Origin of the sequence: Microcoleus sp. S1D4 (assembly GCF_036700765.1) — a bacterium.
Lineage (GTDB): Bacteria > Cyanobacteriota > Cyanobacteriia > Cyanobacteriales > Microcoleaceae > Microcoleus.
The window spans coordinates 49,222-63,510 of sequence record NZ_JAUBPP010000005.1 but is presented as its reverse complement, the minus strand read 5'-3'; the positions used below and the strand labels follow the sequence as shown (position 1 = coordinate 63,510).

At 48.9% G+C, this 14,289-nt stretch carries 13 protein-coding genes; 8 read left to right on the top strand and 5 right to left on the bottom strand.

Annotation, left to right across the window (positions count from 1 at the left end; translation table 11 throughout):
• Positions 1-72: 72 nt before the first annotated feature.
• From QT998_RS07265 to QT998_RS07255, 3 genes are all read right to left on the bottom strand, one after another.
• Positions 73-531, bottom strand: a complete 459-nt coding sequence (locus QT998_RS07265; RefSeq protein ID WP_194008601.1) for a divergent PAP2 family protein — start codon at positions 529-531, stop codon at positions 73-75.
• 14 nt (positions 532-545) lie between these two features.
• Positions 546-1,472 carry a geranylgeranyl diphosphate synthase CrtE gene (crtE, locus tag QT998_RS07260; protein ID WP_333092619.1) on the bottom strand — a complete coding sequence of 309 codons (927 nt, stop codon included), beginning with the start codon at positions 1,470-1,472 and terminating at the stop codon, positions 546-548.
• Positions 1,473-1,661: 189 nt separating this feature from the next.
• Positions 1,662-2,549: a LysR family transcriptional regulator gene (locus QT998_RS07255; protein ID WP_333116048.1), complete on the bottom strand. Its 888-nt coding sequence runs from the start codon at positions 2,547-2,549 to the stop codon at positions 1,662-1,664.
• Positions 2,550-2,661: 112 nt separating this feature from the next.
• On the opposite strand from QT998_RS07255, the gene QT998_RS07250 reads away from it, so the two are divergent.
• Both QT998_RS07250 and QT998_RS07245 read left to right on the top strand, forming a co-directional pair.
• Complete coding sequence (locus QT998_RS07250; RefSeq protein ID WP_333116046.1) at positions 2,662-3,150, top strand: GNAT family N-acetyltransferase; 489 nt, start codon at positions 2,662-2,664, stop codon at positions 3,148-3,150.
• Positions 3,151-3,219: 69 nt separating this feature from the next.
• Positions 3,220-3,984, top strand: coding sequence for a methyltransferase domain-containing protein (locus QT998_RS07245; RefSeq protein WP_333116044.1), 765 nt, complete (start codon positions 3,220-3,222; stop codon positions 3,982-3,984).
• A gap of 198 nt (positions 3,985-4,182) precedes the next feature.
• Here the strand turns inward: QT998_RS07245 and folD are convergent, their stop codons facing one another.
• Positions 4,183-5,058, bottom strand: a complete 876-nt coding sequence (folD, locus tag QT998_RS07240; RefSeq protein WP_333092612.1) for a bifunctional methylenetetrahydrofolate dehydrogenase/methenyltetrahydrofolate cyclohydrolase FolD — start codon at positions 5,056-5,058, stop codon at positions 4,183-4,185.
• A gap of 146 nt (positions 5,059-5,204) precedes the next feature.
• On the opposite strand from folD, the gene QT998_RS07235 reads away from it, so the two are divergent.
• From QT998_RS07235 to QT998_RS07215, 5 genes are all read left to right on the top strand, one after another.
• Complete coding sequence (locus QT998_RS07235; RefSeq protein WP_333092611.1) at positions 5,205-5,639, top strand: DNA-binding protein; 435 nt, start codon at positions 5,205-5,207, stop codon at positions 5,637-5,639.
• 311 nt (positions 5,640-5,950) lie between these two features.
• Entirely contained in the window at positions 5,951-6,397 is a 447-nt protein-coding gene (locus tag QT998_RS07230; RefSeq protein ID WP_333116043.1) for an NUDIX hydrolase, read from the top strand.
• A gap of 133 nt (positions 6,398-6,530) precedes the next feature.
• Positions 6,531-8,825, top strand: a complete 2,295-nt coding sequence (locus QT998_RS07225) for a family 2 encapsulin nanocompartment cargo protein terpene cyclase (protein WP_333116040.1) — start codon at positions 6,531-6,533, stop codon at positions 8,823-8,825.
• Positions 8,826-8,908: 83 nt separating this feature from the next.
• Positions 8,909-10,318, top strand: coding sequence for a family 2B encapsulin nanocompartment shell protein (locus QT998_RS07220; RefSeq protein ID WP_333116037.1), 1,410 nt, complete (start codon positions 8,909-8,911; stop codon positions 10,316-10,318).
• Positions 10,319-10,505: 187 nt separating this feature from the next.
• The gene (locus QT998_RS07215; protein WP_333116034.1) at positions 10,506-11,912 is read left to right on the top strand and encodes a family 2B encapsulin nanocompartment shell protein; all 1,407 of its coding nucleotides are present in this window, start codon (positions 10,506-10,508) and stop codon (positions 11,910-11,912) included.
• A 397-nt stretch (positions 11,913-12,309) separates the two neighbouring features.
• Here QT998_RS07215 and QT998_RS07210 read toward each other — a convergent pair whose 3' ends face one another.
• Positions 12,310-12,855, bottom strand: a complete 546-nt coding sequence (locus tag QT998_RS07210) for a LeuD/DmdB family oxidoreductase small subunit (protein WP_333116031.1) — start codon at positions 12,853-12,855, stop codon at positions 12,310-12,312.
• A gap of 185 nt (positions 12,856-13,040) precedes the next feature.
• Between QT998_RS07210 and QT998_RS07205 the strand changes: the two genes are divergently transcribed.
• A complete protein-coding gene (locus QT998_RS07205; protein ID WP_333116029.1) occupies positions 13,041-13,913 on the top strand; it encodes a hypothetical protein in 873 nt (290 codons plus the stop codon).
• The last annotated feature ends 376 nt before the right edge of the window (positions 13,914-14,289 follow it).

Here is a 14,289-nt window from a genome sequence, read left to right as displayed (position 1 = left end):
TCCCGCAGCCGACATTTACCTCCAACTTGTCAAAAAAACACCACTGATCCAAGTCTACTCCGTACTTAAAACTTAATAGGCAGGCCCTGCAATCCAAGAAATCGCGATTCCCAGCCCCAAACCGACGACCACTTGAAAGGGAGTGTGTCCCAGCAACTCTTTCAGGCGAGCTTCATTTAGGTTGTGATCTTCCTCAAAAAACTCGTCAATTAGTTGGTTGAGAATGCGGGCTTGTTTGCCGGCGGCTTGGCGGACGCCAGCAGCATCATACATAACGATAATTGCAAAAATCGTGGCGATCGCAAACTCGGAACTTTCCCACCCCATCGTTTGTCCCACACCAGCCGCTAAAGCGCCGACAAAGGAAGAATGAGCGCTGGGCATTCCGCCGGTGGTTACTAAATTCCGAAGATTGAATTTACGATTTTTGACTAATTCGATCGGCAACTTTAATACTTGAGCCGCCAGACAAGCGATCAAAGCCACTATCAGTACATGATTGTTTAAAATGCCGCTGCAAATTTCCTGCATACTGTTTGGTATTTCTAGTTACTGCGGCTTGTAATAAAATCAGCAATCCCCAGCAGCGGTAGAGCTTTGCTCCCAAACACTGCCAGTTGAGACTTAGCATCAGCAACAAGCTGCGAAGCTTGGCGCCGAGACTCATCAATTCCCCACAAACTCGGATAAGTCACTTTCCCTGCTATAACATCTTTCCCAGCAGTTTTGCCCAATTCTTCTTGAGTAGCCGTAATATCCAGAATATCGTCAATTATCTGGAAAGCCAGCCCAATATTCTTGGCAAAACGAGACATCCGCTGCAAATCAGCAGCCGAAGCCCCACCCAAAATTCCCCCACAAACTACGCAGGCTTCTAACAGCGCGCCGGTTTTGTGAGCGTGAATATAATTCAAAGTTTCCAGAGAAACATCTGTCTTTCCTTCCGACTCCACGTCAACCACCTGACCGCCGATGAGTCCACCAGCCCCGGCAGCTCGCGCTAAATGGGCGATCGTCTGCAACACCTGCTGGGGGGGTACGTTCTGAGTTTTACTGGCTATAAATTCAAAAGCATAGGTCAACAAACCATCCCCAGCCAAAATAGCGATATCTTCGCCATAGACTTTGTGGTTTGTCAGTTTGCCGCGCCGGTAGTCGTCATTGTCCATTGCCGGTAAATCGTCGTGAATTAGCGACATTGTATGGATCATTTCCAAAGCGCAAGCTGTCGGAATTGCCATAGAGGTAGTGCCGCCGGCGAGTTCGCAGCTAGCCAAACACAGGATCGGACGCAAGCGCTTGCCGCCCGCTAGCAGCGAGTAGCGCATGGCTTCGTAAATTTTCTCTGGGTAGATGACCGGTAGTGCATTGTCGAGAGCTACCTCGATCGCCCTTTTTTGCTCGACTAAGTAAGTAGATAAGTCGAAAGCGGATTCCGGTGTGGAAGAATCCATTTCTGTTGCCAATACCATCCCTTGCTCTCTTGTACTGAATGTGAATGGAGATACTTTGAGTTGTTCAGGTCGAATCTGGCCGACTTTTAGGGCGGTGGTTATCCGCACTCCGAGTATCAATTAATCATTCTAAGGGTGTTGTTGCACAGAAAATCTTTGAGTTTTGATAACTTTGTGAAATTACCCGTTTATCTAAAATCTACAATCTCAAATCTCAAATCCGCCACTTTGCCTGACAACTTCCAAAAACCGCTGCACCGCTGCCGTAGGATGGTTGCGCCAAATTAGGGCGATCGCCACCATGCAGGTTGATTCTGGCAAAGATTTGTAAACAACCCCCCTGCGCTGGAAATTTTGCATCGATGCCGGGACGATCGCCACGCCCATCTCGGCGGCTACCAAACTGATAATTGTCTGCATTTGAATTGCTTCTTGACCGGCGATCGGGCTAAAACCGGCTTGTTGACAAAGACTGACGATCGCATCGTACAATCCCGGAGCCTGGGAACGCCCAAATAAGATGAACGGTTCGCCTGAGAGTTCGCGCAATTCCACGTAAGGGCGATCGGTCAAAGGATGCGTTTCTGGTAGCGCCACCATCAGAGGTTCTCGAAACACGATTTCGGAATTTATCCCGTCTTCCTCGACTGGAGGGCGCACGAAGCCGATATCAATGCGCCCTTCCCGCAACCGCTGCAACTGTTCGTTAGTTGTGAGTTCGTGCAATTCGAGTTTGACGGCCCGACACCGAGTGCGAAACGCCTGCAAAATGGGTGGAACCACATTGTGCGCGGCAGAGCTCACAAAGCCTACAGTTAGTTGGCCGAGTTCGCCGCGGCTGGTTTGTCTGCCGAGTTGAATTGCGCGATCGACTTGCTGCATAATTTTTTGTGATTCCTCAAAAAAAACCTGTCCCGCAGCCGTTAGCTGCACCGTCCGCTTGGTGCGGCGAAACAGTTGAAAGCCCAACTCTGCCTCCAAATGCTGAATTTGTTGGCTCAGCGGAGGTTGAGCCATGTGCAGTTTTTCGGCTGCGCGAGTGAAATTCAACTCTTCTGCAACCGCAATGAAATAACGCAAATGTCGCAGTTCCATACATTTTAAATCATTAATATTTTAAAAGTATAAGTTGTTGTTTAAACAAGTATTGGACATTTATGAGGGCATTTAATACAGTGATTAATAGGTGAAATTGAGAATTCAAATAATGGCTAATTTGGATATCAAAATTAGAGAAGCAGAGCTAGCAAATTTGGAACTCATTCTGGCTTTTATTTCGCAAAAAAGCGAGTTTGATGGAGCCAGACATCTGTTAGCAGCAACAACAGATAAATTGCAGGAAACTTTATTTGGCAATCGTCCGCTAGTGCGGGTTTTGTTGGCGGAAGTTGCAGGAAAAGCGGTAGGATTTGCGATGTTTTATCCTTCCTATTCAAGTTTGTTGGCGCAGCCGTGCCTCTGGCTTGATGATTTGTTTGTGCAAGCTCCTATGCGCGGTATGGGAGTGGGTACAGCTTTGTTGAAACATTTGGCACAAATTGCTGAGTCCACAAATTGCGGGCGGATTGAATGGACTGTTAATACTGGGAATGCGCCTGGTATTGCTTTTTATGAAAAGCAGGGTGCGCGCATTTTGGAAAATATTAGGGTTTGCAGAATTGAGGGGGATGGAATTAATCTGCTTGCTGGGAAATGATTTAATAACGAACCGCGAAGGCGCGAAGAACGCGAAGAGAAGAGAAAAGAAGAGAAGAGGAGAGATGAGATGGCACAAGCTTTTTGGAATTCAGCTCTTTATGAGGGAAATCATGCTTTTGTTTGGCAGTACGGTGAATCGCTTTTGGAGTTGCTGGTTCCGAAGGCTGGTGAACAAATTCTGGATTTGGGATGCGGTACGGGACAGTTAACTGGAAAGATTGCTGAAAGCGGTGCTTTTGTGCAAGGTATTGATTCGTCTTTGGCGATGATTTCTACGGCAAAAGTTAACTATCCTCACATTCATTTTGCGGTGGCGGATGCTAGGGATTTTCAAGTGGAACAGCCGTTAGATGCTGTGTTTTCTAATGCGGTTTTGCACTGGATTAAACAGCCGGATGCTGCGATCGATTGTGTGGAAAAAGCGCTGAGGCCGGGAGGGCGTTTTGTTGCTGAGTTTGGCGGTAAGGGGAATGTGGGGGCGATCGCCCGGACGCTTTTGAGTGTTTTGTCAGAAATTGGCTTGTCGGAGCCTGAATCGCTTAATCCTTGGTATTTTCCGAGTGTCGGCGAGTATGCTGGACTTTTGGAAAAGCAGGGTTTTGAGGTGGTTTATGCGGTTTTGTTCGATCGCCCGACTCCCCTAGCCGGCGGCAGCGCGGGTATGGTAAATTGGATTGAGATGTTTGCAGGCGAGTTTTTGTCGGGTTTGTCGCCGGAAGTGCGATCGCACGTAATTAACGCAGTTGAAGAACGTTTGCGGCCAACTCTTTACCGCGATGGTAATTGGATTGCGGATTATCGACGAATTCGCGTTGTTGCTGTCAAACAATAGTCGCCGCAGCCACAATTAGCCTGTACGGTATTTAATAGACTTTTTGCATAAATGCTCGATCCTGCAACCGTAGATGTCAGAGAGATCAACACAAATAAACGCAGATAATTTGTGAGTGAGTGCAAGAGGTACAATCAATCGCATAACCCGCATGATGTAGGGTGCGTCCAGCAGGCGCACCTTACCGCTACAGGCGCATTAAACTATCTTTTTCTGATAACTCGAAACTGTATTTTCCAACAGCATAGCAACAGTCATCGGCCCGATTCCTCCCGGCACTGGCGTGATAAATTCGGCTACTGTTTTCACAGCATCAAAATTTACATCTCCGGCCAAACGGCTAGTACCGTCTGGATTTACGACGCGGTTAATACCTACATCAATTACTATTGCTCCCGGTTTGACCATATTAGCTGAAATCATTTCTGTGCGCCCGACTGCAGCTATCAAAATATCGGCTTGGCTGGTAATTGATTCTAGGTTTTTCGTCCGCGAATGAGCTACAGTCACAGTACAATCAGCTTCTAACAGCATCAGCGCCATCGGTTTACCTACCAAAATACTGCGCCCCAAAACAACGGCATTTTTTCCTTTCAAATCAATCTGATATTCTTCCAATAACCGCATCACTCCGGCGGGAGTACAACTGCGTAAACCTTCTTCCCCGCGCACTAAGCGGCCTAAATTTATAGGGTGCAATCCGTCTGCGTCTTTGTCTGGGGCAATTTGGTACAGCAGCGCAATTGCATCTAAGTTTTCTGGTAGGGGGAGTTGTACTAAAATGCCGTCTACTCGATCGTCCTCGTTGAGCGCCCTAATTGCAAGTTCGAGCTCAGCTTGAGTCGCATTTGCTGGGTAATGCTGGCCAAAGGAAGCTATGCCAACTTTAGCGCAGGCTCGCTCTTTGTTACGCACGTAAGCCGCGCTGGCTGGGTTGTCCCCCACCATCAGCACTGCAAGTCCCGGAGGACGCCCAATCTGGGGCTGTAGGGCGCGGACTCGATCGCTCAGCTCGCTTTGAATCTTTGTCGCTAAAGCTTTGCCATCTAGTATTTGAGCAGTTTTGGAATCCATTGTAGACTCTGGGTTAGGGGCTGACGATTTTAGATTTTACCTTAATCGCAGACTCGGACTAAACTAGAGGAATTTCGCCTCTTGCGATCGAGTCTGGAGATTCTGTTAAAGTAAGTCGTATCTCAAATCTCAAATCAGTTGACCTAATGACTACATATGCAATTAAGCAAGTTTGGGTTCAAAGATTCTCCACTGGCTCTTTATTACTAATACTTACCAGCGGTTTGCTCAGTTGTGGCAATTTACCGATGTCTCAACTCAATTTTGGTTTTAATGTTACTAATATTGCGGACATTCAACAAAAGCGGCAAGTCGATAGTGAAGTTTATCTCCGGGGAAAGGTGGAAAATCGCGCTCCTTTTGTGGGGAATGCGGCTTATCAAATCCAAGACAGTACCGGTAAGATTTGGATTTTAACTAAGCAAGCTTTGCCCCAGCTTGGCGATGAAGTTTTGCTGAAGGGAGAAGTCCGCTACAAAAGTATTACGCTAAAGGGATTGGCAGGACAGGATTTAGGTGAAGTTTATGTTGAGGAACTGAAACAATTAAAGCGCATTTCAGCGGCCGATGCTTCGCAATAGGTACAGGCGAATTTGTTCGCTAATTAAGATTGATTTTGATGTGGTTGGGATATTGTCTGTGGGGTGGGTGCTGGTTTATTAAAATTGTTTGTTGATGTTCGATATTATTGGTGAAACCGCCCCATAGACAATAAATGATTCCGTATATCCTAAGTCGCTAAACCTTTATGATTAATGACTAATGATATCAAATCCGGTTGCACTCAAACATGATTGTTGACTGTTGACTGTTGACTCGATTTTATTATTCCGATGCAACCGGAAACGATATGATTAATGACCAATAACCAATAACAAATAACCAATAACCAATGACTAAAATTCATGTTGCGGTCGCCATTTTATACCGAGACGGCAAGTTTCTCTGCCAGTTGCGGGACGATGTTCCTAATATTAGGTATCCGGGACATTGGGCTTTGTTTGGCGGACACTTGGAACCTGGGGAAACGCCGGAAGTTGCCGTAATCCGGGAATTGCAAGAAGAAATTAGTTATGCTGCTCCTCCTAGAAGTATCTCTCTTTTTTGTTGCGATGTCGAAGGAGATGTTGTTCGCCACGTTTTTCACGGACAACTTAGTGCGGATGTCAAGGATTTAGTTTTGCTTGAAGGTTGGGATATGCAGTTGTTGACAGCCCAGGATATTCGGGCTGGTAAATGCTATTCTCAAAAGTCTGGAGATGTGCGACCTTTTGGCATTCCTCACCAGCGGATTTTATTGAGTTTTATTGATTCGATCGCTACCGTGAATATGAACTAGCGTACAGTACAATCACTAACAAACCACATATGAGACCTGGCTAGGGCGGCGAGAATGCTAGCCAACTGCCACAGCTCAGCCGTTGGTCGGCAAAAAATAGCAAGAAGACCCAACAGAAGGTTACGCGCAGATCATGCAACCATTTAAACTGCCAGAATTTTATATGCCTTGGCCGGCACGACTGAACCCAAACCTGGAAGCAGCGCGAGTTCATTCCAAGGCGTGGGCTTACGATATGGGCATACTTGGCTCAAAAGAGGAAGCCCAAGAGCAACCTATTTGGGACGAACGTAAATTCGATGCCCATGACTACGCTTTACTTTGCTCTTACACCCATCCAGACGCACCAGGGACGGAACTTGACCTAGTAACCGACTGGTATGTGTGGGTATTCTTTTTTGACGATCACTTTCTGGAAATCTATAAGCGCAGTCAAGATTTGGTTGGGGCGAAGGAATACCTCGATCGACTACCCGCATTTATGCCGATTTTCCCTAACGAAACCCCTCCCGTTCCCACCAACCCAGTAGAGCACGGTTTGTTAAACCTCTGGTCTCGCACTGCCTTTACTAAGTCTGTGGAATGGCGGCGACGATTCTTTGAGAGTACCAAGCACCTCTTAGATGAGTCGATGTGGGAACTCGCCAATATCAATCAAAATCGGATTGCCAACCCGATCGAATATATCGAGATGCGGCGCAAAGTCGGTGGCGCACCTTGGTCAGCCCATCTCGTGGAACACGCTGCGTTTGTAGAAGTTCCAGCTAAAATTGCCGCCACTCGACCGATGCGAGTCCTGAAAGACACATTTGCCGATGCAGTGCATCTTCGCAACGACCTGTTCTCCTACCAGAGAGAAGTGGAAGATGAAGGTGAGAATTCCAACTGCGTGTTGGTGTTGGAGCGCTTCTTGAATATTAGTACCCAAGAGGCGGCTAATCTCACTAACGAGCTGCTGAACTCGCGGTTATATCAGTTTGACAACACTGCTGTTACCGAGTTGCCCTCCCTCTTTGAGGAGCACGGAGTAGACCCCGTAGAGCGTGTGAACGTTCTCCTTTACATCAAAGGACTTCAGGATTGGCAGTCGGGCGGTCACGAGTGGCACATGAGGTCGAGCCGCTACATGAACGAGGAAGCGGGTAATTCTGCGACACCGACGCTGAATCTAGGCCCCACAGGGTTAGGGACATCGGGGTTGCGGTTGGAATCGTTATACTCCACCTTGGGTTTAGGAAGGTTCAATAGCTTTACTTACGTTCCCTACCAGGCTGTAGGGCCCGTGAAATTGCCTAAGTTTTATATGCCCTTCTCTACCACTTTGAATCCCAATCTGGATGAGGCGCGGAAGCATTCCAAGGAATGGGCACGGCAGATGGGGATGCTGGACGAGCTACCGGGCATTCCTGATGGCTTCATCTGGAATGACCACAAGTTTGATGTTGCCGATGTCGCCCTATGCGGTGCGTGGATTCATCCCAAAGGGTCTGAGGATGAGCTGAATCTGACAGCGTGCTGGCTGGTGTGGGGAACCTATGCCGACGATTACTTCCCAGCCATCTACGGAAATAACCGGGACATAGTTGGTGCGAAAGTGTTCAACGCCCGAATGTCGGTTTTCATGCCCCTCGACGACTCCACTCCCCCTGCCGTGCCGACTAATCCGGTGGAACGGGGCTTGGCAGATATTTGGTCTCGCACTGCTGGGCCCATGTCCCTCACCGCGCGGACTGAGTTCCGCCGCGCGATTCAGGATATGACTGACAGTTGGGTGTGGGAACTCGCCAACCAGATCCAAAATCGGATTCCTGACCCGATCGATTATATCGAGATGCGCCGTAAGACCTTTGGGTCGGATTTGACGATGAGCTTGTCTCGACTAGCCCAGGGCGGCGAGATCCCGATGGAGATTTACTACAGCCGGCCGATGCGATCGCTGGAGAATTCTGCGGCCGACTTTGCCTGTTTCACGAACGACATCTTCTCCTACCAAAAAGAAATCGAATTTGAGGGCGAAATCCATAACCTCGTGCTAGTTGTGCAGAATTTCCTCAACTGCAATATACCCCAGGCTGTCGAGATTGTGAACAATTTGATGACCGATCGGGCAAAACAGTTTCAACACATTGTTGCCACTGAATTGCCTGCCCTGTTCGACGATTTCAACCTGGATGAAAGTACCCGCGAGAAATTGCTGGGATACGTCGAGAAATTAGAAAATTGGATGTGCGGCGTACTCAGGTGGCATATCAAGGTAGACCGCTATAAGGAATTTGAATTGCGTAATAGTGCTTCCCCGATCGCGCGGCTGCTGGGCGGCCCCACAGGGCTGGGAACCTCGGCTGCACGGATCTGCTCGTTGGTCGGTGCGGGAAATCATTTTGACAATATTTGGTCGAGCAATTCAGACCCTTCTGTAAGAAAATAGGTTTTGTTGGAGTGGGTTCTTTGGTCAGCGTTCGGTCAAATTAGACCGAGTTTTTTAGTAACTAGATAGTTGAGGATTAAGTTGTGACATATTCTAATGATTCGGGTGCGGATGTTGAGGGTCAACAGCCCCAACTGAGTTTGGGTACAGCCGCTGCCAAAAATTTGGCGACTACGACCAAATCTGCACCGCAGATGCAGGAAATTACATCCCGGTGGTTGTTGAAGCTATTGCCGTGGGTGCAGACGAAGGGTGGCGTGTTTCGAGTCAACCGTCGGTTGAGTTATACCGTCGGTGATGGGCGCGTCACTTTCACCAACACCGGAGCGACGGTGCAGGTGATTCCCCACGAACTTACTGAGTTGCCCTTGCTGCGAGGGTTTGACAACCTTGATGTGTTAACTGCCTTGGCAAATCAGTTTGTCCAGCGGGAGTACGCCCCAGACGAGGTGATCGTCGAGATTGGTCAGCCGGCCGATCGCGTGATCCTGATTGCTCATGGCAAGGTGAACAAGATTGGTGTTGGCAAGTATGACGAGCAAATCGTATTGGATGTGCTCGCCGACGGCGACCATTTCGGCGATGAAACTGTGGTGCAGTCCGACGACACTTGGCAGTACACCCTCAAGGCGATTACCAGAACCATAGTGTTGTCGCTACCCCAACAGGCGTTTGAGCAGTTGATCGACCAGTCGGAAGCGTTGCGAACTCATGTTGAGGAGTTCAGAGCCAGCTTGGAACAGCCGCAGAACATACACGGTGAAGCCTGCATCGACCTGGCAGCGGGACATCTCGCGGAGACCGAGTTGCCGGGAACCTTCGTCGATTACGACCTTGCACCCCGGGAATATGAATTGAGCATCGCCCAAACTGTGTTGCGGATCAGTACCAGGGTAGCCGATCTCTACAATGAACCGATGAATCAGACCGAGCAACAATTGCGGCTGACCGTCGAAGCATTGCGGGAACGTCAAGAGTACGAGTTGATCAACAACCCAGATTTTGGGTTGCTGCACAACGCTGACCTCAAACAGCGCATTTATACCCGTGGTGGCACACCTACCCCCGACGACCTCGACGAACTGCTGGCTACGGTATGGAAGGAGCCATCGTTCTTCCTGGCTCACCCCCGCACGATCGCAGCCTTCGGTCGCGAGTGTAACAGCTTGGGTATCTATCCAAGCAGCATAGATATGAACGGCGCTCAAGTGACGGCTTGGCGCGGCGTACCCATATTCCCCTGCAACAAGATCCCCATCACCAAGGCCCGCACCAGTTCTATCCTCTTGCTCCGCACTGGTATGGAAAAACAAGGGGTGATCGGCTTACATCAAACGGGTATCCCCGACGAATACCAACCCAGCCTCTCTGTCCGCTTCATGGGTATCAGCGAAAAAGCTATCATCTCCTACCTGGTCACTGCTTACTACTCGGCAGCCGTCCTAGTACCTGACGCACTCGGCATCCTCGAAGATGTCGAAATCGGGCGCTAAATATTTGTGAGAGATTCAGGGAAATAACTTGTGTCAATGAGCAATTGGCAAAAGGGTTATCGCCTTAACTTCTTATCTATTGGATTAGGCACTCAGGACTTACGCAAATGTCATCCTACTAGATAGCGGTTAATGGCAGAATTTGCGTAAGTCCTTGCATTTTTGTTAGTAACTAAAGGATGAGGTAATGACGTATTCTAATGATTCGGCTGCGGATGTTGAGGGTCAACAGCCTCAACTGAGTTTGGGTACAGCCCCTGCTAGGAATTTGGCGACGACGACCAAATCTGCACCGCAGATGCAGGAAATTACATCGCGGTGGTTGTTGAAGATGTTGCCGTGGGTACAGACGAAGGGTGGCACCTATCGGGTGAACCGTCGCTTGACCTATACAGTGGGTGATGGGCGGTTGACTTTCACCAACACCGGAGCGAGGGTGCAGGTGATTCCCCAAGAACTGTGTGAGTTGCCCTTGCTGCGAGGGTTTGACGACATCGCGGTGTTGAGTGCGTTAGCAGGTCGGTTTGTGCAACAGGAGTTCGCACCTGGTGACATCATCGTGCAGTTAGGTCAGCCGGCCGATCGGCTTTTCTCGATCGCTCATGGCAAGGTCAACAAGATGGTTGTTGGCAAGTATGGCGACGAGCCTTTGCTGGATATGCTGGCAGATGGCGACCATTTTGGCGATCATGTGTTGGTGGAGTCAGAAAGCACTTGGAAGTTTACAATCAAGGCTGTGACCCGATGCACCGTATTGGCGCTACCACAACAGGCGTTTCGGGAACTGCTCAACCAGTCGGGGGCGTTGCAGGCTCATGTTGAACAGTTTAGGACTCGTGCCGAACAACCACAAAACAAGCAGGGCGAAGCTTCGATCGCATTGTCTGCCGGTCATCTTGCGGAAACCCAGTTGCCAGGGACTTTCGTTGATTACGAACTCTCGCCCCGCGAATATGAGTTGAGCGTTGCCCAAACTGTGTTGCGGGTGAATACTCGCGTCGCGGATCTGTACAACGAACCGATGAATCAGACGGAACAACAACTGCGGCTGACCGTGGAGGCATTGCGGGAACGTCAAGAACACGAGTTGATCAATAACCGGGAATTCGGGTTGCTGCACAATGCTGACCTGAAACAGCGTATCTACACCCGCAGCGGTCCTCCCACCCCCGACGATCTTGATGAATTGATTACTCGTCGGAGGAAGTCGAAGTTCTTCCTGGCTCATCCCCGAACAATTGCCGCCTTCAGTCGGGAGTGCAACCGCCGAGGCATCTACCCAGACAGCATTGACATGGATGGGAGCAAGGTAATCACTTGGCGCAATACACCCATTCTTCCCTGTAACAAGATCCCAATTACCAAGAACCAGACCAGTTCTATCTTGGTGTTGCGGACTGGTGAGGAAGACCAGGGCGTGATCGGTTTGCACCAAACGGGTATCGCTGACGAATACCAACCTAGCCTGTCTGTCCGATTGATGGGCATCGAGGAAAAGGCTATTATTTCTTACCTGGTCAGCGCCTACTATTCCGTTGCTGTCCTTGTTCCCGACGCCCTCGGTATCCTTGAAGATGTTGAAATCGGGCGCTAGGAGGGTACAGCTATTGAGCAGGTTCTGTGGGAAAAATTGTCCGATCCGAGACCCCGATTGCTTCCCCTAAATCCCCATCGCTAGCCAAGAAAACCTTCACTCAGCAACGCCAGAACTCCCACAAAACTCTAGGATATCTCATTACTTTAGGATTTACGCAAGTCTCACAAGTATTAAGGTACTCTACTATTTCAAACTTTCGATCGTCGCCCTATTATAACGAAAGTAGTAGAGCACTCTACAAGTCAATAGAAGTGTGCCAGTTGCATAAGTTTTCTACTTGTTAGGCACTACCAAATTTCAAAATAAAAGTAGGCGGACATCAATACAAACAAAATCAAGAAACCCGGTTTTTGTAGGCAATCCCTGTGGTTGCTATCGGGTTTCTTTGCAGTCTTTACCGAGCAGCAATCATTCCCGTTTGGCGCGCGTAGTCAAACAACCCTCCGGCATCAATTACCGGCCCTACTTCTCCTAAAGGTTTGAGCGAGAAAGTTCGATCGAGAGTGTGGTTGATAATTAGATCGCCCGCAAAGTCGATCGTCACTTCTTGGCCTGTTACAAATACATCGCAAAGTCGATCGACCGATTCGATCGGATACAATTCGCCAGTAGCCGAGCAATTGCGAAAGAAAATCCGCGCGTAAGACAAAGCTACCACAGCTTTCACGCCCGCAGCTCCCAGAGCGATCGGAGCGTGTTCCCGCGAAGAACCGCAGCCAAAATTTTCGCCAGCAATTATAATCGGATACTGGGTTTTGATTTCGCCGGCTTCCATAAACTTGCCGTAGCGATCGGGCAACCCAATCATCGCATAACTGCCGAGTTTCTCGTACTCGTCGGGCTTCGAGGGCACCAGGGTCAGATATTCGGCTGGAATAATTTGATCTGTATCGATGTTGTCGTCTAAAACAAAAATTTTACCGCTAATTACTTTACCCATAGTTTATTTATTTCCTTTTGGCGCGAGCTCTTCGGCTGTGCTGATAGTTTTAAGTGCGATCGATATGCAAAATTTGCACCAGTTCATTTTAACCTGGCAGCGCCAGTGATAACCTGTAGGAGTAAAAATTAGATCCGAGACTTTGGATTGATAAATATACAGACTGCTAAGCGTCAAGAAGTTTTATGGTGAATCAACAAATAGATGATATTGCTCGACAAGCTCGCCTGGGCTCCGTGGCAGCGATTATTCAAATCCTTAACGACCAGCTCGCACAGGTAGGAGTCAGGGCTAGAGCCGTTTTTGCCGAAGGTGTGCTGCAACTGCTGTGCGAAGCTGCCACACCCCAACTGCTAGAACAGTCTAGTTTGGTCGATCGAGTCCGAGAAATTTTGGAGGGCTTAGATCCCCGCAATATTCGCCGAGTCAACATCAACAGCAGGCTTGTCCGAGAACACCAACTGCTGTGGCTCGAAGAAATTAGCCGCGATCCCGAAAATCAACTGCTGTGGTCTCAACAAATTAAACTCAGAAAGCCGAATTTGTTCAAGCGTTTGGCCGCCGCCCATCACGAACGCCAGGATCGAGGGGGCAAGCGGGCTTTGCCGAGAATTGCTCCACTTCGCTCGATGCAGGAACCGCGAAAATTACCGCGCGGTCTCGTCGCAGGTGTCGGCTTGACCGTGCTGTTGCTCGCTGCGACCGCCGCCATCTACAAAGGGCTCAATTCCCAAGTGCCAAACAGCACCGCAGCCACCACCCAAGCCGTTGCTACTCCAAGTCTGGCAACACCAGAAAAGAAAATTTCTCAGCAGACTGCTAATTCTGCTGTGGACTCTTTTGCACAAGCTGTGCGAACGGCCGAGCAAGCAGCCACCGAGGGCAAAAATGCTCAATCTCGCCAGGATTGGTTAATGGTAGCTGCTAAGTGGCAGCAAGCTTCGGATTTGATGGCCGCCGTGCCCCCAAATCATCCCCGCTACACGACTGCTGTCAACCGGACGGCTGTGTACCGCCAAAATAGCGATAACGCCCAAGAGGAAGCACAAAATAAATAAGCAGGAAGGTCGCATAAATTTAACAAGAGAGCTGGCTCAGTGTCTCTATAAGCAGTAAAAAATGATTTTTTGAGCAAAAACTTCGTAACCATCAGCCAGACCGCGAGTAAGGATTTGGGGATTTTTTAATTTTTGCGATCGCCATCACTCGATCGGCTGATTTGTATCACAATAAAATTTTGCTAGGATCACAAACTTAAATAGGAAACATCACAGACTCAGCAGAGGAGTGTCACCAAGCGGTCTCTAGAAAAGCTTGATAATCATAACGGTCAGTCGATTTTCGTATTGAAGATTTACCACAAAACTGGGTCTAAAGCCCCGTCCTTATAGGACGACTTTAATTTAGCCAAAACCGTGCTATAGTCTTTATATC